Below are 18,471 nucleotides of genomic sequence, written 5' to 3' on the forward strand. Positions count from 1 at the left end.
GAGTGACCTGGGCGCTGCTTGCGCTCGTCGTTCTCGTCGTCCTCGCCTGGCTCCTCACGCGCTGATCGGCTCGGACCGACACCGGGGCGTCCGTTCTCATGTTGGGGTAGGCGCTCGGCGTTGCTAGCGTGATCCTGCTCCGGCCGCGACGTCCCGCGAAGCCGGGAATCATCGTGGAGGATCCGTGAGTCCAAGTCAGGCCCGCAGATGGCGCCTACCAGTAGTGACGTGCTTATTGACGCTAACTGTTGCACTGGTCGCCGGGTGTGGGGGCGGCTCGACGGACACGCCCAACGGTGTCGACATCTCGAGCGGCAGTCGCCACCTCGATCTCGTCGCCTACGCGACTCCGAAGCCCGGATTCGACAAGATCATCCCCGCCTTCCGCGCAACCCCCGAGGGCAACGGCATCGGCTTCTCGGCGTCGTACGGGGCGTCGGGCGACCAGTCGCGCAAGGTCGCTCGCCACGTGCCGGCCGACGTCGTCAACTTCTCCGTCGAGCCCGACGTGACGCGTCTGGTCAAGGCTGGCCTCGTCGACGAGGACTGGAAGAAGGCCGAACCGAACAACAGCGTCCCGTTCGGCTCGGTCGTCGCCCTCGTGGTGCGCAAGGGCAATCCCAAGAACATTCACGACTGGGACGACCTACTCAAGCCGGGCGTGCAGGTGATCACCCCCGACCCGGGCAGCTCGGGTTCCGCCAAATGGAACCTCCTCGCGCCGTATGCGGCCAAGAGCGAGGGTGGCAAGAACCCGCAGGCCGGACTCGACTACGTGAGCGACCTCGTGCACAACCACGTGAAGGTGCGTCCGAAGTCGGGGCGTGAGGCGACCACCACGTTCCAGCAGGGTCAGGGCGATGTCCTGATCAGCTACGAGAACGAAGCGATCATGTTGCAGCGCAAGAACGCCGGAGCGGTGGAGAGTTCGCAGGTCGAGTACCTGATTCCGCCGCAGACGTTCAAGATCGAGAATCCTGTCGCAGTGGTCAATACGTCGAAGGACCTGCCGGCGGCCAAGGCTTTCGTCGACTTCCTGTTCACCGATGAGGCACAACACATCTGGGCCAAGCAGGGGTTCCGGCCGGTGGTGCCTTCGGTGATCGCCGAGACGAAATCCCTTTTCCCCGGCGACATCACGAAACTATGGACAATCGACGAACTCGGTAAGACCCTGGGTAAAGGCACCGCGGCCAAGAACAAGGGCAAAGACCTGAAGGGGTGGAAAGCCGTGGACAACGCACTCTTCGGTACCAAGGGCTCGATCACCAAGATCTACAACGAAGGCAGTAAGCAATGACCGCCGCAGGAGAGGTGGCGAGCGCTACCGACAATGCGTCGGCCCAGCACGCACCGTCGTCGAGTTCGCAGCCGCCGAAGGGATTCCTCGGTCGCTCGCGGACCTTCGCGGGTGTGAGCCCCGCGGCAATCGGTACGGCGTGGCTCTGGCTGAGCATCATCGTCCTGCTGCCGCTGGCCGCGATCACCGTTCAGTCGTTCGACAACGGCTGGAGTGGCTTCTGGGATGCTGTCACCGACGAGAATGCTCTCGACGCCATCGGGATCACCGTGCTCGTGTCGATCGTCGCCGCACTCATCAACGTCGTCTTCGGCACGATCATCGCGTGGGTGTTGGTGCGAGATGACTTCCGCGGCAAGGGCTTTGTGAACGCGATCATCGATCTTCCGTTCGCGCTGCCGACCATCGTCGCCAGCCTCGTGCTGCTCTCGCTGTACGGGCCGAACAGTCCCATCGACATCCATCTCGCGGCCACGAAGCCCGCGTTGATCATTGCCCTGACGTTCGTCACGCTGCCGTTCGTTGTCCGTCAGGTGCAGCCGGTGTTGATCGAACTCGACACCGACGTCGAGGAGGCCGCGGCGGTTCTCGGGGCCAGGAACGGCACCATCTTCCGCAAGATCGTGCTGCCGTCGCTCCTGCCCGCAATCCTCACCGGCGCGGGTCTCGCGTTCACCCGCGCGATCGGTGAGTTCGGTTCCGTGGTCCTCATCGGCGGCAATATCCCGGGCAAGACCCAGGTCGCCTCGCAGTACATCCAGCAACAGATCGAGATCGACGAGCCGGTCAATGCCGCAGCCATCTCGGTCGTACTCCTGCTGATCGCCTTCGTCGCACTTCTCGTGCTGCGTATCGTCGGTCGGCGCCAGACCAAGCGTGAGGAACTGGACCGATGAAACTGTCGGCGTCGACCCGATACGGGCTCCGCACCATCGCGCTCGTGTATTTGTTCGTCCTACTGATCGTGCCCGTGGCACTGATCTTCTGGCGGTCCTTCGAACACGGCCTCGGCCAGTTCTGGGAGTGGATCACTACACCGGCCGCGATCTCGGCGCTGCAGCTGAGCCTGCTGATCGTGGTCATCGTGGTGCCGCTGAACGTCATCTTCGGCATCATCATCGCGCTGGCGCTCGCCCGAGGCCGATTCCCCGGAAAGGGTGTTCTGCAGGCCGTCGTCGACCTCCCGTTCGCGGTGTCGCCCGTGGTCGCCGGTGTCGCGCTGATCCTGCTGTGGGGGTACGGGGGATGGTTCGGCGGCGTCGAGAGCCTGGGCTTCCGCGTCATCTTCGGCTTCCCGGGCCTTGTGCTGGCAACACTCTTCGTCACATTGCCCTTCGTGGCGCGTGAGGTGGAGCCGGTCCTCCGCGAGATCGGTACTGAGCAGGAACAGGCAGCTGCAACCCTCGGCGCCAGTGGGTGGCAGACGTTCTGGCGGATCACGCTTCCCGCGATCCGCTGGGGCCTGACCTACGGCATCGTGCTGACCGTCGCACGTGCGCTCGGCGAGTACGGCGCCGTGACGATGGTGTCGTCGAATTACCCCGGCATCTCGCAGACGCTGACGCTGCTGGTGCACTCCCGCTACACCGACGACTACAACGAGTACGGCGCCTACGCCGCCGCGACGCTCCTGATGCTCGTCGCGGTCCTCGTCCTGGTCGCCATGTCGTTCGTCGATCGACGTGCACGCAACCGGTACGCGGAGGCGAGTACGGCCACCGGCGACGACGCCGCCGAGCCCGACGACATCCATCTGACCCCGCCGTATGCGCCCGAGAACATCGATTCGCAGCAGGTACTTCACGAGAAAGAAAGAGTCTGACATGTCCATCTCGGTGGTTGGTGCCAACAAGCGATACGGCGACTTCGCCGCACTCGACGATGTCTCGATCGAGATCCCGGCGGGTTCGCTCACCTCGTTGCTCGGTCCGTCCGGCAGCGGTAAGTCGACGCTGCTGCGTGCGATCGCAGGTCTCGACGACCTCGATTCGGGGACCATCGTCATCAACGGTGACGATGTCTCCGGTGCGTCGCCGCAGAAGCGCGACATCGGTTTCGTGTTCCAGCACTACGCGGCGTTCAAGCACCTGACGGTGCGCGACAACATCGCGTTCGGACTCAAGATCCGTAAGCGTGCCAAGAAGGACATCGACGCCAAGGTCGACGAACTGCTCGACATCGTCGGACTCACGGTCTTCCAGAAGCGTTTTCCCGCTCAGTTGTCCGGCGGACAGCGTCAGCGCATGGCGCTCGCCCGTGCGCTGGCAGTCGATCCCAAGGTGCTGCTGCTCGACGAGCCGTTCGGCGCGCTCGACGCCAAGGTGCGTGAGGATCTGCGAAAGTGGTTGCGCCGCTTGCATGAGGACATGCAGGTGACGACGGTTCTCGTCACGCACGACCAGCAGGAGGCGCTCGACGTGAGCGACCGGATCGCGGTGCTCAACAAGGGCAAGATCGAGCAGATCGGCGCACCCGATGATCTCTACGACCGTCCGATCAACCCGTTCGTTGCGTCGTTCCTCGGCTCCACTGTGCGACTCAACGGAGAACTGGTGCGCCCGCACGACATTCGCATCGGGCGTAACCCTGAACTCGCGCTGCCCGCGGCCGATGCCTCGCTGGACACCGGCGTCATCAAGGCGACGGTTCAGCGCGTGGTGAACCTCGGATTCGAGACCAGGGTGGAGTTGGTGGCCGCGGCGACCGGCGACGAGTTCCAGGCGCAGATCACCCGCGGCGACGCCAACGCGCTGCACCTGCAGCAGGGCGAGACCATCTACGCCCGCGCGACGAAGGTGCCTGCGCTCAGCGAGGTGTGAGAGTGTGAGGACGCGGCGGCCGGGATGCGACATCCCGTCCGCCGCACTCGTACATGATGGGGTTCGCGGCCCAGCAGGCGGCGACTCAGCTTGCGGCAGAGTCCATGTCGACCGCCGTGTCGGCGCATGCCCGGCGATAGCTGTCGACGACCGCGTCGACAAGCACCGGGTGCGTTCCGATCGGACCGGCGACGACGGCGTCGGAGACCAGCCGATCGAGCGCGGTCTCCACGCGTTCGGTGAGCAGCCCCGCCGACAAGAAGTACGGACTGAGCGCGATGCGCTCCGCTCCGGCAGTGCGGAGTCGTCGAATCGCGTTGCGCAGCATGATGTCGCCGGCGCCCAGCTTCGTCGCGAACACCACGTCGACCGGACGGTGCAGGCGTGTCGACAACTCGATGGCGCGGCGTCGAACCACATGCGCGGCGGTGGGATTCGTCGAACCGACCGCAGTCACGACGATGCCGTCGCCGGGTTGCGCGCCCGCCTCGTCGAGTCGATCCGCGAGTGCATCGGTCAGTCGGTACGACCCGACGACCTGTGTGGTCGTCACGCGTGCCCGACGATGCTCGGCCACCAGGGCAGGGAGGTCGACTTCACTGTGGTAGCCGGGCGCGAGAAGTAGCGGCACGACGACGCACTCGCCCCGCAGTGCCGCGAGTTGTGCTGCGACAGAAGGGGCGTCGAGGTCGAGGAAGCCGAGCCGGACGTCGACGCACGGTAGTCTGCGTGCCACGACTGACCGCACGCGCCGTGCGGTGTCGCCGAAGCGCGGATCGCGGCTACCGTGCGCGACGAGGAGCAGTGTCGGTGTCACACCAACTCTTTGAGGTGCAGCGTCGACAGTGCGTCGCCCACCAGGCCTGCCGCCAGAGTGTTGCCGCCCTGCGGATCGATCAGCAGGAAGCTGCCCGACTCGCGGCTCACCTGGTAGTCGTCTGCCGGGATCGGCTCCGCGGTCTGCACCGTGATGCGGCCGATCTGGTTGAGCTCGACGGTGTCCGGGGCGTCGACGAGTGTGAGGTTCTGCTCGTCGAACAGGGCGTCGAGTCCACCGACGATGGCCTGGGTGGTCTTGGTGCCGTGCTTGAGGAGCAGCCGCGCGCCTGGGCGCAGCGGCTTCTCGGCGAGCCAGCACACCGTCGCGGTGAACTGGTTGATGGGCTCGGGGGCGTCGGCAGCGGCGGCGATGAGGTCGCCGCGCGAGATGTCGACGTCGTCTGCGAGCAGCAGGGTGACGCTGCGGCCGGTGTGTGCCGTCGCCAATTGACCGTCGGCCGTGTCGATCTGGGTGACGGTGGTACGCACGCCGGACGGCAGAACGGTGACCTCGTCGCCGACGGAGACACGACCGGCAGCGATCTGTCCGGCGTATCCGCGGTAGTCGGGGTACTCGGGGGTGCGCGGTCGGATGACGTACTGCACGGGGAAGCGGAGTCCGACCTCGTCGTGGCGTTCGACGGCGTTCGGCACGGTCTCGAGATGCTCGATCAGCGTGGGGCCGTCGTAGAACGGCGTGTTCTCCGAACGGATGGCGACGTTGTCGCCGTGTAATGCGGACACGGGAATCGAGGTCACCTGCTCGGGCGACCAGCCGAGCGTGCGAGTCAGCTCACCGAACTCGGCGGAGATCTCGGCGAACACCGACGCGGCGTCGTCGACAAGGTCGATCTTGTTGACCGCCAACACGAGCTGCGGCACACCGAGCAACGCCATGACCGCGGCGTGGCGGCGCGTCTGGGAGACGACCCCGTTGCGGGCGTCGACGAGCAGCATGACCAGCTGTGCTGTGGACGCGCCGGACACCGTGTTGCGGGTGTACTGGACGTGGCCGGGGGTATCGGCCAACACGAAAGACCGTGCGGGAGTGGCGAAGTAGCGGTATGCGACGTCGATGGTGATGCCCTGCTCGCGCTCGGCGCGCAGACCGTCGACGAGCAGCGAGAGGTCGGGTCCTTCGAGACCGCGGTCGACCGATGCCTTGGTCACGGCGTCGATCTGGTCTGCCAACACCGATTTGGTGTCGTAGAGGAGTCGGCCGACGAGCGTGGACTTGCCGTCGTCGACGCTGCCCGCGGTCGCGATGCGGAGCAGGTCGGGGACGTGCTGGGTGGTCGATGCCATCAGAAATATCCTTCGCGCTTGCGGTCTTCCATGGCGGCTTCGGAGACGCGATCGTCGCCACGGGTTGCGCCGCGTTCGGTCAGTCGGGACGCGGCGACCTCTGCGAGGACCGCGTCGTTGGTTGCGGCGTCGGAGAGCACCGCGCCGGTCGTCGAGCCGTCGCCGACGGTGCGGTAACGCACCGAGAGTCGTTGCACCTCTTCGCCTTCGCGCGGACCGCCCCACGAGCCTGATGTCATCCACATGCCGTCGCGGTTGAACACGTCGCGCTCGTGCGCGTAGTAGATCGGTGGGAGCAGGACCTGCTCACGCGTGATGTAGCGCCACACGTCGAGCTCGGTCCAGTTGGAGAGCGGGAAGACGCGCACGTGCTCGCCCGGAGCGTGCCGACCGTTGTAGAGGTTCCACAGTTCGGGGCGCTGACGCTTGGGGTCCCACTGGCCGAATGCGTTGCGCAGGGAGAAGATCCGCTCCTTGGCGCGCGAACGCTCCTCGTCGCGTCGGCCGCCGCCGAAGACCGCGTCGAAACGGTTCTCGGTGATGGCGTCGAGAAGCGGGATGGTCTGCAACGGGTTACGCACACCGTCGGGTCGCTCGGTGAGCCTGCCGTCGGCGAGGTAGTCCTCGACCTTGGCGACGTGCAGTCGCAGATTATGCCGCTCGACGACCTGGTCGCGGAACTCGAGAACCTCGGGGAGGTTGTGGCCGGTGTCGACGTGGAGCAACGAAAACGGAAGTGGCGCAGGCCAGAAGGCCTTGAGTGCCACGTGCAGCAGCACCGTCGAGTCCTTGCCGCCGGAGAACAGGATCACCGGGCGCTCGAACTCACCTGCCACCTCGCGGAAGATGTGGATGGCCTCGGACTCGAGGGCATCGAGAGTGGTGAAATCGTCCGGTTCGGTCACGGCACGTCCTGCGCTCGCTGAGGGTTCGGTGATGGTCATGCGTGGAGCCCACATTCTGTCTTGGCGCGACCGGCCCAGCGGCCACTGCGCGGATCGGATCCGGGTTCGGGTTTCGCGGTGCACGGTGCACAGCCGATCGACGGATAGCCTTCGTCTACAAGAGGATTGACGAGGACGCCGTTGGCGTCGATGTAGTCCTGCATCTGCTCGTCCGACCATGCGGCGATCGGGTTGATCTTGACGAGACCGAATCCCTCGTCGAACGAGATGAGCGGAGCGTTGGCGCGTGTCGGGGCCTCGACGCGTCGGATGCCCGTGACCCACGCGTCGTAGTTGCCCAAGCCCGCCTTCAGCGGAACCACCTTGCGCAGCCGGCAGCACTCGCCGGGATTGCGGGCGAATAGGTTACGGCCCAGGAGTTCATCTTGTTCGGCGACACTGTGCTGCGGCGTCAGGTTGATCATGTCGACGCCGTAGACCTGCTCGACGGCGTCGCGCGTGCCGATCGTCTCAGCGAAGTGGTACCCGGTGTCGAGGAACAGCACCTTCACCGGGTCGCCGTCGAGCAGGGCGCGGTCGACGTGCTTGACGGCGAGATCGACGAGCGCGGCATCCTGCATGTTCGACGCGACGACGAAGTTGTCGCCGAATGTCTCTGCCGTCCAGCGCAGCAACTCCTCGGGGGTGGCGCTGTCGCCGAGTTCGGCTGCGCCGCGCGCAGCGATCTCACGCAACTCGTTCTCGCTGAACCGACGTCCGGTTCTGCTCTGGGTGCTCGTCGTCATCGCAATGCCTCCTCGTCGGCCCGCACTGCCCACTGTGCGAACCGCTCGCCTTCTTCGCGTTGTTCGACGAAGTTGCGGACCACGCGTTCGATGTAGTCGCCGAGCTCGGTGGATGTCACCTTGTGCTGGCGCAGTTTTCGGCCGAAGCCCGCATCCTGGCCGAGGCTGCCGCCCAGGTGTACCTGGAAGCCCTCGGTCTGTCCGCCGTCGGCGTCCTCGACGAGCTGGCCCTTGAACCCGATGTCGGCGATCTGCGACCGCGCGCACGAGTTGGGGCAGCCGTTGATGTTCACCGTGATGGGGACGTCGAGCTCGGCGTTGATGTCTGCCAGGCGATCCTCGAGTTCGGGAACGAGGACCTGCGAGCGCTTGCGCGTCTCGGTGAACGAGAGCTTGCAGAACTCGATTCCGCTGCAGGCCATCAGGTTTCGACGCCAGTTCGACGCACGGGCGACGAGTCCGAGCTTGGCCAGATCGGCGATGAGCTCCTCGACCTTGTCGTCGGCGACGTCGAGCACGACGAGCTTCTGGTACGGCGTGAACCGGATGCGGTCGGAGCCGACGCGCTCGGCGGCGTCGGCGACAGCGGTGAGCTTGGTGCCGGTCACGCGTCCGGCGATGGCGGCGAATCCGACTGCGTTGAGGCCGTTCTTGAGCTTCTGGAAGCCGACGTGGTCACGTGGCTGCGTGAGCGGGGTGGGGGCGGGGCCGTCGATCAGCTTGCGGTGCAGGTACTCGTCCTCGAGCACCTGGCGGAACTTCTCGATGCCCCAGTCCTTGATGAGGAACTTCAGCCTCGCCTTGGCGCGCAGGCGCCGGTAGCCGTAGTCACGGAAGATCGACACGACGCCTTCCCAGACGTCGGGAACCTCGTCGAGCGGAATCCAGGCGCCGACGCGCTGGGCCAGCATCGGGTTCGTCGACAGTCCGCCGCCGACCCAGAGGTCGAGGCCGGGGCCGTGCTCGGGATGCTCGACACCGATGAATGCGATGTCGTTGGTCTCGTGACTGACGTCCTGCAGACCCGAGATGGCGGTCTTGAACTTGCGGGGCAGGTTCGAGTACTGCGGATCGCCGATGTAGCGGCGCACGATCTCGTCGATCGCGGGGGTGGGGTCGAGGACCTCGTCGATGGCCTCGCCTGCCAGCGGGGAGCCGAGGATGATGCGAGGGCAGTCGCCGCACGCCTCGGTGGTCTTGAGGCCGACGCCCTCGATGCGCTCCCAGATCGTCGGGACGTCCTCGATGCGAATCCAGTGGTACTGGACGTTCTCACGGTCGGACAGATCGGCGGTGTCGCGGGCGAACTCGGTGGAGATCTGGCCCAGCGTGCGGAGCTGTTCGACGTTGAGCGCGCCTGCGTCGCACCGGATGCGCATCATGAAGTGGCTGTCTTCGAGGATGTCGATGTTCTCGTCGCCGGTCCAGGTGCCGTCGTAGCCCTGCGCGCGCTGCGTGTAGAGGCCCCACCAGCGCATCCGGCCGCGCAGATCCTGCTTGTCGATCGAGTCGAAACCCTGCTTGGAGTAGATGTTCTCGATGCGGGCGCGCACGTTGAGCGGGTTGTCGTCCTTCTTGACCTGCTCGTTGGGGTTCAGCGGCTCGCGATACCCGAGCTTCCACTGGCCCTCCGCGCGACGCTTGGTCGGGCGGGGCTTACGGGCGGGACGGTCGCCGTTCTGCGCACGGGGGGTGCGGGCAGGACGTTCGCGGGTCGTGCGGCGATCGCCGTTCTGACCCGACGCGCCGTCACCGGGCTGCTCGTTCGAGCCTGCACCACTGTTCGGCGTGATGTCTGTCGTGGACGTCATGAAGTCTCCTGATGCCGGGCGCACGGGCACCGGCTTTCGCGCGGTCTGGGCTGTGACTGGGCGGTTCCGTGTGGGCGCAACGGTGGTGTTCCGTCGGGCGACACCGTCGGTGTTCCACCGGGTATCTGCCGGCATTCCCGCAGCGTGCGGGGAACTCTCGGGGCCGGTCGTCGTCTAAGGACGACAGCTAGCGCTACAGACGCGCTTGAAATCGACGTGGCGTCGTGCTGCGAGCCACACCCCGGGGAAATTCACGCCATCCATAGTGCCACGGGAGGGTACCCATCGTCTACTTGCACTTATTTTGCGTCATGCTGAGGCAAAGTCGGTCGACGACCTGCCCCGCACAGAAGTCGACGTGAGGCGACGCGCATCATGGACGGGTGGATGTCGAGACGATTGTCGAGCAGCGGGGCGATGCGCCCGCTCGCGTGATCGAGCCGATCGTCGATGCGTGTTCCCGGGTCGATCCGGATACCGGATTCGGTCTGTACCTGCATGTGCCGTTCTGCGCCACGCGCTGCGGGTATTGCGATTTCAACACCTACACGGCGGGGGAGCTCGGCTCGTCGTCGTCGCCGGAGTCGTGGCTCGCAGCTGTCGGCCGCGAACTCGACACAGCGGCAGCCCTGCTGAGTCCCCGACGCCCCGTCTCGACGATCTTCGTCGGCGGCGGGACGCCGTCGCTTCTGGGCGCCGACGGCCTGCGTCGACTGCTCGACGCGGTGCGCGAGCGATTCGACCTCGCCGCCGACGCCGAGATCACGACGGAATCCAACCCGGAGTCGACGTCGCCTGCGTTCTTCGACGGCCTCCTCGAGGCGGGATTCACCCGCATCTCGCTCGGCATGCAGTCGGCCGCTCCACACGTGCTGGCGACACTCGATCGCACCCACACGCCGGGGCGGGCGGTCGCTGCCGCGCGTGAGGCGTCGGCTGCGGGGTTCGAACACCTCAACCTCGACCTCATCTACGGCTCACCCGGTGAGACGGACGCGGATCTGCATCGCAGCGTCGACGCAGTCCTCGACACCCCGGTCGACCACGTCTCGGCCTACGCACTGATCGTCGAGGACGGCACCGCGCTCGCACGTCGAATCCGACGCGGCGAACTGCCCGCGCCTGACGACGACGTGCTCGCCGACCGGTACGTGCTGCTCGATCAGCGCCTGCACGACGCCGGTTTCGACTGGTACGAGGTCTCCAACTGGTCGCGGACACCGGCGAGCGAGTGCCGACACAACCTGGGCTACTGGCGCAGCGACGACTGGTGGGGAATCGGTCCCGGCGCCCACTCGCACGTCAACGGCGTGCGCTGGTGGAACGTCAAGCATCCCGCGCGTTATGCGCGGTCCCTGGAGATGGGCGGCCTTGCGGTCGACGACTCCGAGACGCTCACGGCGACCGATAGACACGAAGAGCAGGTCATGCTCGCGCTGCGGTGCCGTGAGGGACTGCCCACCGAGGTCCTCAGCGAGGGCGAGTTGGTGGCGGCAGAGCGCGCCCGCGCGGCGGGACTGTTGCGCGACGACGTCGCAGAGCGGCTCGTGCTGACCGACCGCGGCAGGCTCCTCGCCGACGGCGTGATTCGCGACATCCTGCTCATGGACGGCTGAGCGAACGCGAGGGCGTGGCGTCCGAGTCGGCGGGCCGAGTGTGCGCGATCAGGTCGAGCGATGCCGCGACGCCGAGGTATCCACGAGGTCCGAGCCCCTCGACCACCGCACGCTCGAGCGCGGCCTCGGCGTCGAGGATCGGCGCGATCGTCCGACGTCCCCGTGCACTGAGATGCACGACGACCCGACGTCGATCGACGGGATCGGCGCGGCGATAGACCAGGCCGTTCGACACCAACTGGTCGACGATGCGTGTTGCGGTGGCCGCAGGCAGCACCGCGGTCTGTGCGAGATCGCTCATGGCGCGACCCCCGCCCGCCTCGAGGACGCTGAGGACGCGCCACTGCTCGGGCGTCACACCTGCTGACGCCAGGGCTTCGGCGATGCCGGATTCGACGCTGCGCGCCGCGCTGAGCAGGCGCAGGAGCAGCGGGAGCTCGGCGTCGTCCGCGCGCCGCCCGGTCGATGCGCGTGTAGTCTTGCCGCTCATATGCAGGCCGCGATCGCGGATGCCAGGGGAGTCCAATGACCCATCGCGAGTTGCCGATTCGCATCGCCTACGTGGTTCCCGTGCAGGGATCCGCGGGCATCTTCGGGCCGTCGTGTGAAGCCTGCGGCGATCTCGCCGTCGCCGAATTGTGCGGTGGCGGAGGAGTTCTGGGCCGTGAAATCGAACTCGTGATCGTCGATGGAGGCCGACGTCCCGCAGTCGTCGCCCAGGAGGTCGCGACTCTGTGGCGAGCAGGTGCGATCGACGCCGTCGTCGGCTGGCACATCTCCGCGGTGCGCAAGGAGATCCTCCGGTACGTCGGCGGCGAGTTGCCCTACGTGTATGCGGCACTGCATGAAGGCGAGTTTCGCACACCGGGTTTGTTCATGACCGGCGAGTCGCCGGGCGCGCAGGTATTGCCGGCGCTCGACTGGTTGCGCAGTCAGTTCGGCGCGCACACGTGGTGTGTCGTCGGCAACGACTACGTGTGGCCGAGGCAGATCGCGGCGCGCGCCGAGGCGCACCTTGCCGGAACGGGCATGTCGCACCTGGGATCGACCTTCACGCCGCTGGGAACGTCGGATTTCACCGAGACGCTCGATTGGCTGGAGGTGCATGGTCCCGACGCGGTGCTCGTATTGCTGATCGGCGACGACGCCGTCCGGTTCGGCCGCGCGTTCGCCAGACGTGGTCTCGACGAGATCACTCTGCGATTCAGCCCCATTCTCGAGGAGAACCAGGTTCTCGGCATGGGAGCCTCGGCGACTGCCAACATGTACTCTGCCGCAGGCTATTTCGACTCGCTCGCCACCACGTCGACGCTCGATTTCGGTGCCCGCTACCACCGGTTCCACGGTGTCGACGCGCCGATGCTCAACAGTATCGGGCAGTCCTGCTACGAGGCCATCAACGTGCTCGGCGAAATCGCCACGCGCGCAGGATCGCTCGCGGTACCAGCGCTCGAGGCTGCGGCACGCGGCGCAACGATCGACGGGTCGCGTGGTGCCCTGCGGCTCGGCGCCGGTCAGACGGATCAGGACGTCTACGTGGCCGCGGCGCGTCATCTCGACCTCGACGTGCTCGAACGTATCCACGTTGCGTGATCCCCGCGCCGGGCGTTGTCGGGTCATTGCTGCGAGGTGACGATCGAGTCGTCACGAACCGTACTGCTCATCGACAGTGGGCTGTCGGCGTCGTGATGAACGATGACCTGCGCGACCGACGCGTGCAGTTCACGTCGGATGACGCGCTTGAGATTGCGCGCGCCGTACACCCTGTCGAAGCCGTGAACGAGAAGGTAGCGGCGCACGGAATCATCTGCTGCCCAGGTGATTCCGCGGTCGCTGAGCGTCTGGGTCAGTCGCCGCAGCTCGAGGTCGACGATGGCGCCTGCGTTGTCTTCGTCGAGCGGGGTGAACCGGACGATCTCGTCGAATCGGTTGTAGAGCTCGGGATCGAAGAACTCCTCGACGGCGCGGTCGACGAGCTCGCCGTCGGAGTGTGTCGGGTCGGGTGACCTGACGCCGAGGAAACGTCGCAGTGACGAGGGGGCCCCGGTACGTGTCTTCGCGGCGAGTTCTGCGGAGCCGAGATTGGAGGTCAGCAGCACCACGCTGTTGCGGAAGGTGATGCTCGACGTGCCCGCGGTCAATCGCAGTGTGCCGCTGTCGAGTATCTGCAGTAGCGAGCGCAACACGGTCGTGTGCGCCTTCTCGACCTCGTCGAACAACACGATGCCCGGCCGGGAGATGTTGCCCTCCACCAGCTCTCGATCGAACAGCGTGAAACCCTCCTTGGCGCCCGCGTAGCCCGGCGGAGCGCCGGACAGCGACGCGGCGTAGTGCTCCTGGGCAAGGGAATTCATGTCGATGCGACACAGTCTGTCCGGATCACCCGCTATCTCGGCGGCGAGCCTGCGGGCAAGCTCAGTCTTACCGACACCCGTCGGTCCGACGAAGAGCAGAGAGGCGATGGGCCGGTGTGGATCCCGGATTCCCGCGGCAGCGATCGTCAATCCACGGACGACGGCGTCGATGGCGTGATCCTGGCCGATGATCGCGGCTCGCAGCGACGCCGAGAGTTGCTTGGGCGACGACGCCCGGCCCATGCGGAACGATCGCGCGGGTCCCGCGGTGAGATGACCGGAGTTGAGGTCGTCGACCTTCTGCGACAGGTACCCCGACACTGTTCGTCCCTTCGTCGTTCGTCGCCTCGCGCGGTCTCACAGTGCGAGCAGCTACTTTCGAATGAAAGCAGATGTGCGGGCGTCGTGCAGGGTGTTGCCATCGTGGACCGGCCACAATCGTTGCCGGGTAACCATATTCGAACATCGACGCAATCCGACAGTAATGCCCGATCTCCTACTCTGGCGGTGATAGTACTTCCAAGTGGAAGTGAAACGTCGAAGCCCACGAGGCTGGAGGAGGCAATAATGCGGCACGGAGACATCTCATCGAGTCCGGACACCGTCGGCGTCGCGGTGGTGAACTACAAGATGCCGCGCCTGCACACGAAGGCCGAGGTTCTCGAGAACGCGCGCAAGATCGCCGACATGGTTGTCGGGATGAAGACCGGCCTTCCGGGCATGGATCTCGTTGTGTTCCCGGAGTATTCGACGATGGGCATCATGTACGACAACGACGAGATGTACGCGACGGCCGCGAGCATCCCGGGCGACGAAACCGACATCTTCGCCAAGGCGTGTCGTGACGCGAAGACCTGGGGTGTCTTCTCGATCACCGGCGAGCGCCATGAAGATCACCCGAACAAGCCGCCGTACAACACCCTCGTCCTGATCAATGACGAGGGCGAGATCGTGCAGAAGTATCGAAAGATACTGCCGTGGACGCCTATCGAAGGCTGGTACCCCGGTGGTCAGACCTACGTGACCGACGGCCCCAAGGGCATGAAGATCTCGTTGATCATCTGCGACGACGGCAACTACCCCGAGATCTGGCGCGATTGCGCGATGAAGGGTGCGGAACTCATCGTGCGCCCGCAGGGATACATGTACCCCGCCAAGGACCAGCAGGTGCTCATGGCGAAGGCGATGGCGTGGGCGAACAACTGCTACGTCGCCGTCGCCAACGCCACCGGATGGGACGGCGTCTACACCTACTTCGGGCACAGCTCGATCATCGGATTCGACGGTCGGACCCTCGGCGAGTGCGGCGAGGAGGACTACGGCATCCAGTACGCGCAACTGTCACTGTCGACCATCCGCGATGCCCGCAAGTACGACCAGTCGCAGAATCACCTCTTCAAACTTCTCCACCGCGGCTACACCGGTGTGCTCGCCGGTGGTGACGGCGACAAGGGTGTTGCCGAGTGCCCGTTCGACTTCTACAAGAACTGGGTCAACGACGCCGAGGCGACACAGGCGGCCGTCGAGGCCATCACCCGCGACACGATCGGCGTCGCGGAGTGTCCCGTCTACGATCTGCCGACCGAGAAGACGATGGAGGTGTGAGGGCTGCCCAGAGCCAGGGAGCGTCGGATCAGGGTCGGCGCGGCGGCGTCGACCAGCCCGTGCCGCGGGTCGGTCGACGATGCGCGCCACCCTGGCCTGCCGGGCTTCGTGGTGGGTCCACCGGACGGGTCGGGCGGCTCGTCGTCGTCGGAATCTCGGCGGTGTCGTGGAGCTGTTCTTCGAGAGGTAGCGCTCCGGGTGAGAGGTCGTAGGCGTCGAGGTCGAGCAACCGTGCGTGGATGATGTGCCGGTTCCGTAGCGCCGAACGCACCGCACGGTGCAGGCCGTCTTCGAGGTACAGCTCGCCCTGCCAGCGCACGACATGGGAAAAGAGGTCGCCGTAGAAGGTGGAGTCCTCGCTGAGAAGCTTGTCGAGAGCGAGCACTGTCGTCACGGTGACGAGTTCGTCGAGACGCAACTGGCGAGGAGGGATCTTGGCCCATCCGCGGACGGACAACCCGTGGTCGGGGTAGGGCTTCCCCTCCCGCACACCCTTGAAAATCATCCCGACGTTCTCACTGTCTTCTCTGTCGAATCGTCCCGGCTCGTCGGTCGTCAGTTCCACCGTTACGAGGGCCGACTCGCCGCGATTCACGCCCACGCGATGGCCCTGATTCGACGTCGGCCGTCACTTAGGATGGAGTCTGACAACTGATTGACCAGACTGTATTTGTGCTGAGCTTATGTGCCCGGAAGCTAAATTGCCCTGAGCTTATTTGCCCCGAGCTTATTGCACAGTGGGCCCCGAGGAGGTGTGGCGGACGTGTCGGCTACCGACGATCGGCGGTTCGAGGTGCTGCGTGCCATCGTGACCGACTACGTGGACACTCAGGAACCCATCGGTTCCAAGGCGCTGGTCGAACGACACCATCTCGGTGTCTCGAGTGCGACGGTCCGCAACGACATGGCTGTGCTCGAGGCCGAGGGATATATCGCGCAGCCGCACACCAGCTCCGGTCGTGTCCCCACCGACAAGGGCTACCGGATGTTCGTCGACCGGATCAGCGAGGTCAAGCCCCTCTCGGCAGCGGAACGTCGTGCGATCCTGTCCGTTCTCGATCGAGGCGTCGACCTCGACGACGTGTTGCGCAGGTCTGTGCGCCTGCTCGCACAGTTGACCAGGCAGGTCGCTGTCATTCAGTACCCCGTGTTGTCGTCGGCGACGGTCCGGCACCTCGAAGTGGTCACGTTGTCGCCGTCGCGCCTGCTGCTGGTGGTCATCACCGATACCGGCCGCGTCGAACAGCGGATGGTCGCGCTCGGTGCCGACCGTTCCGAGGACGACATCTCACGGCTGCGCGACATGTTCTCGGCGGCGCTCCACGGTAAGCGGCTGGAGGAGGCGTCGGCGGCGGTGGCCGAACTCGCCAACGAGGCCCCCGGCGACATCCGCGACGAGGTCATCGGGCTCGCCACCGTGCTCGTCGAGACTCTCGTCGAACGCGGCGTCGACCGTCTGGTGCTCGGCGGAACGTCGAATCTGGCGCGCTCGGCTGCCGATTTCGCTCCGATGAACGGTGGCATGGACACCGTGCTCGAAGCGCTCGAGGAGCAGGTAGTCGTGCTCAAGTTGTTGGCGACAACACAGCGGATGGGCCGCGTCACAGTGCAGATCGGCGAAGAGACGCAAACCGAGAACCTCCGTGGAACCTCGGTGGTCTCCACAGGGTACGGTGCTTCGGGAACGATATTCGGCAGCGTTGGCGTGGTGGGCCCGACCCGCATGGACTACCCGGGAACAATCGCCTCGGTGGCGGCCGTTGCGAAGTATGTGGGTGAGGTCCTCGCAGAGCGCTGATCGGCGCGACGCGCAGCGAACCATCCCGTCACATTCCCGGCACCGAGCCGGACTGCCCAAGCCCGGCGCATGCCGGGAATCGACACCCGGCGCATGCTGGGACTCGAGACAGTACATAGCGGGGCCGGACAGACCGGCCCGGACACAGAGGACCGGACGACAGCGTGGCAACTGATTACTACGGAGTTCTTGGCGTGGCGAGGGGTGCCAGCGACCAGGAGATCAAGCGGGCGTATCGCAAGAAGGCCCGAGAACTGCATCCCGATGTGAATCCCAATGAGGAGGAGCGCTTCAAAGAGGTCACCACCGCCTACGAGGTGCTCAGTGACCCGGAGAAGCGTCGAATCGTCGACGCGGGCGGCGATCCGCTGGCTGGGCCCGGCGCCGGTGGATTCGCGGGAGGCTTCGGTGGTGGCGGCCTAGGCGACGTCTTCGAGGCGTTCTTCGGTGGGGGCGGAGGTTTCGGCGGAAGTCGTGGACCCAAGGGACGCGTGCAGCCCGGCGAGCCGGCCCTCGTAGCGGTGGAACTGACACTCGAAGAGTGCGCATCCGGTGTCAACAAAGAGATCACCGTCGACACGGCCATCCTCTGTGACGTGTGCCAGGGTTCGGGCACCAATGGCGACTCCAAGCCCGTGACGTGCGACACCTGTAGGGGTGCGGGCGAGATCCAGGCCGTGCAGCGCTCGATCCTCGGCCAGGTCATGACTGTCCGCGAATGCCCGACCTGCCACGGAACGGGCGAGGTCATCCCGGATCCGTGTCACAAGTGCGGTGGCGATGGCCGCGTACGTTCGCGACGCACCATGACCGTGCGCATCCCCGCGGGTATCGAGAGCGGTATGCGGGTTCGCCTGGCAGGCCAGGGCGAGGTCGGCATGGGTGGTGGACCCGCAGGCGACCTGTACGTCGAGGTCTCGGAACGTCCGCACGACGTCTTCATCCGCGACAAGGACGACCTGCACTGCACGCTGCGGGTGCCGATGGCCGACGCCGCGCTCGGCGCGGAGTTCACCGTCGAATCGATCCTCGGCGACGACATCACCGTCGCCATCGAGCCGGGTACTCAACCCGGCCAGGTGGTCAAGGTCCGCGGGCAGGGTATGCCGCATGTCAACAGTGGTGTGCGCGGCACCCTGCACGTGCATCTCGACGTGCATGTACCGACCAAGCTCGACGCCGGACAGTCGGCGGCGCTCTCGGCGTTTCGCGAGACGTCGGGGGAGCAGATCGACCTGGTCACCACCACGGCTGCCGCGGCACCCGGCGGCCTGTTCTCGCGGCTGCGCAACGCCTTCGCCGGACGCTGACAGGTCGCAGCGGAGTGGCACGCCGAGTGGATCGTGAACTGAAA

General features: G+C 65.9%; 18 protein-coding genes. 10 read left to right on the top strand and 8 right to left on the bottom strand.

From position 1 onward, the window contains the following. The first annotated feature begins 235 nt into the window (after nucleotides 1–235). From A5766_RS23120 to A5766_RS23135, 4 genes are read left to right on the top strand one after another with little or no spacing between them, the layout of a single operon-like run. Nucleotides 236–1,300 carry a sulfate ABC transporter substrate-binding protein gene (locus A5766_RS23120; protein ID WP_005205100.1) on the top strand — a complete coding sequence of 355 codons (1,065 nt, stop codon included), beginning with the start codon at nucleotides 236–238 and terminating at the stop codon, nucleotides 1,298–1,300. Next, nucleotides 1,297–2,196, top strand: coding sequence for a sulfate ABC transporter permease subunit CysT (gene cysT / locus A5766_RS23125; RefSeq protein ID WP_005205098.1), 900 nt, complete (start codon nucleotides 1,297–1,299; stop codon nucleotides 2,194–2,196). Before A5766_RS23120 ends, cysT begins: the two co-directional genes overlap by 4 nt. Further along, nucleotides 2,193–3,122 (top strand): sulfate ABC transporter permease subunit CysW, encoded by a 930-nt coding sequence (cysW, locus tag A5766_RS23130; protein ID WP_005205096.1) that lies wholly within the window; start codon nucleotides 2,193–2,195, stop codon nucleotides 3,120–3,122. The genes cysT and cysW overlap by 4 nt, the downstream gene beginning before the upstream one ends. A 1-nt stretch (nucleotide 3,123) precedes the next feature. Continuing rightward, entirely contained in the window at nucleotides 3,124–4,119 is a 996-nt protein-coding gene (locus tag A5766_RS23135) for a sulfate/molybdate ABC transporter ATP-binding protein (RefSeq protein ID WP_005205094.1), read from the top strand. 85 nt (nucleotides 4,120–4,204) lie between these two features. Here the strand turns inward: A5766_RS23135 and A5766_RS23140 are convergent, their stop codons facing one another. From A5766_RS23140 to A5766_RS23160, 5 genes are read right to left on the bottom strand one after another with little or no spacing between them, the layout of a single operon-like run. Next, a complete protein-coding gene (locus tag A5766_RS23140; protein ID WP_064906611.1) occupies nucleotides 4,205–4,936 on the bottom strand; it encodes a sirohydrochlorin chelatase in 732 nt (243 codons plus the stop codon). After that, nucleotides 4,933–6,243, bottom strand: coding sequence for a sulfate adenylyltransferase subunit 1 (locus A5766_RS23145; protein ID WP_005205090.1), 1,311 nt, complete (start codon nucleotides 6,241–6,243; stop codon nucleotides 4,933–4,935). The genes A5766_RS23140 and A5766_RS23145 overlap by 4 nt, the downstream gene beginning before the upstream one ends. Continuing rightward, on the bottom strand, nucleotides 6,243–7,187 hold the full coding sequence (gene cysD / locus A5766_RS23150) for a sulfate adenylyltransferase subunit CysD (RefSeq protein ID WP_005205087.1): 945 nt from the start codon (nucleotides 7,185–7,187) through the stop codon (nucleotides 6,243–6,245). Before cysD ends, A5766_RS23145 begins: the two co-directional genes overlap by 1 nt. Beyond that, nucleotides 7,184–7,933 (bottom strand): phosphoadenylyl-sulfate reductase, encoded by a 750-nt coding sequence (locus A5766_RS23155; protein WP_064906613.1) that lies wholly within the window; start codon nucleotides 7,931–7,933, stop codon nucleotides 7,184–7,186. Before A5766_RS23155 ends, cysD begins: the two co-directional genes overlap by 4 nt. Continuing rightward, on the bottom strand, nucleotides 7,930–9,744 hold the full coding sequence (locus A5766_RS23160; protein WP_064906651.1) for a nitrite/sulfite reductase: 1,815 nt from the start codon (nucleotides 9,742–9,744) through the stop codon (nucleotides 7,930–7,932). Before A5766_RS23160 ends, A5766_RS23155 begins: the two co-directional genes overlap by 4 nt. Between A5766_RS23160 and A5766_RS24800 the strand changes: the two genes are divergently transcribed. Both A5766_RS24800 and hemW read left to right on the top strand, forming a co-directional pair. Continuing rightward, a complete protein-coding gene (locus tag A5766_RS24800; protein ID WP_169330944.1) occupies nucleotides 9,743–9,922 on the top strand; it encodes a hypothetical protein in 180 nt (59 codons plus the stop codon). The two genes, A5766_RS23160 and A5766_RS24800, sit on opposite strands and share 2 nt — an antisense overlap. Before the next feature lie 220 nt (nucleotides 9,923–10,142). Beyond that, complete coding sequence (gene hemW, locus A5766_RS23165; protein WP_064906653.1) at nucleotides 10,143–11,360, top strand: radical SAM family heme chaperone HemW; 1,218 nt, start codon at nucleotides 10,143–10,145, stop codon at nucleotides 11,358–11,360. Here the strand turns inward: hemW and A5766_RS23170 are convergent. Further along, nucleotides 11,347–11,850, bottom strand: coding sequence for a MarR family winged helix-turn-helix transcriptional regulator (locus A5766_RS23170; RefSeq protein WP_005206513.1), 504 nt, complete (start codon nucleotides 11,848–11,850; stop codon nucleotides 11,347–11,349). The two genes, hemW and A5766_RS23170, sit on opposite strands and share 14 nt — an antisense overlap. A 35-nt stretch (nucleotides 11,851–11,885) precedes the next feature. Between A5766_RS23170 and A5766_RS23175 the strand changes: the two genes are divergently transcribed. Continuing rightward, the gene (locus A5766_RS23175; protein WP_005206512.1) at nucleotides 11,886–12,953 is read left to right on the top strand and encodes a substrate-binding domain-containing protein; all 1,068 of its coding nucleotides are present in this window, start codon (nucleotides 11,886–11,888) and stop codon (nucleotides 12,951–12,953) included. A 23-nt stretch (nucleotides 12,954–12,976) separates the two neighbouring features. Here the strand turns inward: A5766_RS23175 and A5766_RS23180 are convergent, their stop codons facing one another. Beyond that, on the bottom strand, nucleotides 12,977–14,035 hold the full coding sequence (locus A5766_RS23180) for an AAA family ATPase (protein WP_064906615.1): 1,059 nt from the start codon (nucleotides 14,033–14,035) through the stop codon (nucleotides 12,977–12,979). Nucleotides 14,036–14,281: 246 nt separating this feature from the next. Here A5766_RS23180 and A5766_RS23185 point away from each other — a divergent pair, with 246 nt between their 5' ends. Continuing rightward, nucleotides 14,282–15,319: an aliphatic amidase gene (locus tag A5766_RS23185; RefSeq protein ID WP_005206510.1), complete on the top strand. Its 1,038-nt coding sequence runs from the start codon at nucleotides 14,282–14,284 to the stop codon at nucleotides 15,317–15,319. 28 nt (nucleotides 15,320–15,347) lie between these two features. On the opposite strand, the gene A5766_RS23190 is transcribed toward A5766_RS23185, so the two are convergent. Beyond that, entirely contained in the window at nucleotides 15,348–15,824 is a 477-nt protein-coding gene (locus A5766_RS23190) for a type II toxin-antitoxin system VapB family antitoxin (protein ID WP_039855849.1), read from the bottom strand. 258 nt (nucleotides 15,825–16,082) lie between these two features. On the opposite strand from A5766_RS23190, the gene hrcA reads away from it, so the two are divergent. Together hrcA and dnaJ are read left to right on the top strand one after the other, a co-directional pair. Beyond that, the gene (gene hrcA, locus A5766_RS23195) at nucleotides 16,083–17,117 is read left to right on the top strand and encodes a heat-inducible transcriptional repressor HrcA (protein WP_005206508.1); all 1,035 of its coding nucleotides are present in this window, start codon (nucleotides 16,083–16,085) and stop codon (nucleotides 17,115–17,117) included. 164 nt (nucleotides 17,118–17,281) lie between these two features. After that, complete coding sequence (gene dnaJ / locus A5766_RS23200) at nucleotides 17,282–18,427, top strand: molecular chaperone DnaJ (protein ID WP_039855847.1); 1,146 nt, start codon at nucleotides 17,282–17,284, stop codon at nucleotides 18,425–18,427. The last annotated feature ends 44 nt before the right edge of the window (nucleotides 18,428–18,471 follow it).

The organism is Gordonia sp. 852002-51296_SCH5728562-b (assembly GCF_001665475.1).
Classification (GTDB): Bacteria; Actinomycetota; Actinomycetes; order Mycobacteriales; family Mycobacteriaceae; genus Gordonia; species Gordonia sputi.

Coding starts and splice junctions, on each gene's coding strand:
- cysD (WP_005205087.1), bottom strand. CDS start 7,187: ATGACCATCACCGAACCCTCAGCGAGCGCAGGACGTGCCGTGACCGAA.
- A5766_RS23135 (WP_005205094.1), top strand. CDS start 3,124: ATGTCCATCTCGGTGGTTGGTGCCAACAAGCGATACGGCGACTTCGCC.
- A5766_RS23190 (WP_039855849.1), bottom strand. CDS start 15,824: ATGATTTTCAAGGGTGTGCGGGAGGGGAAGCCCTACCCCGACCACGGG.
- A5766_RS23145 (WP_005205090.1), bottom strand. CDS start 6,243: ATGGCATCGACCACCCAGCACGTCCCCGACCTGCTCCGCATCGCGACC.
- A5766_RS23160 (WP_064906651.1), bottom strand. CDS start 9,744: ATGACGTCCACGACAGACATCACGCCGAACAGTGGTGCAGGCTCGAAC.
- A5766_RS23155 (WP_064906613.1), bottom strand. CDS start 7,933: ATGACGACGAGCACCCAGAGCAGAACCGGACGTCGGTTCAGCGAGAAC.
- A5766_RS23175 (WP_005206512.1), top strand. CDS start 11,886: ATGACCCATCGCGAGTTGCCGATTCGCATCGCCTACGTGGTTCCCGTG.
- cysW (WP_005205096.1), top strand. CDS start 2,193: ATGAAACTGTCGGCGTCGACCCGATACGGGCTCCGCACCATCGCGCTC.
- cysT (WP_005205098.1), top strand. CDS start 1,297: ATGACCGCCGCAGGAGAGGTGGCGAGCGCTACCGACAATGCGTCGGCC.
- A5766_RS24800 (WP_169330944.1), top strand. CDS start 9,743: ATGAAGTCTCCTGATGCCGGGCGCACGGGCACCGGCTTTCGCGCGGTC.
- A5766_RS23185 (WP_005206510.1), top strand. CDS start 14,282: ATGCGGCACGGAGACATCTCATCGAGTCCGGACACCGTCGGCGTCGCG.
- A5766_RS23170 (WP_005206513.1), bottom strand. CDS start 11,850: ATGAGCGGCAAGACTACACGCGCATCGACCGGGCGGCGCGCGGACGAC.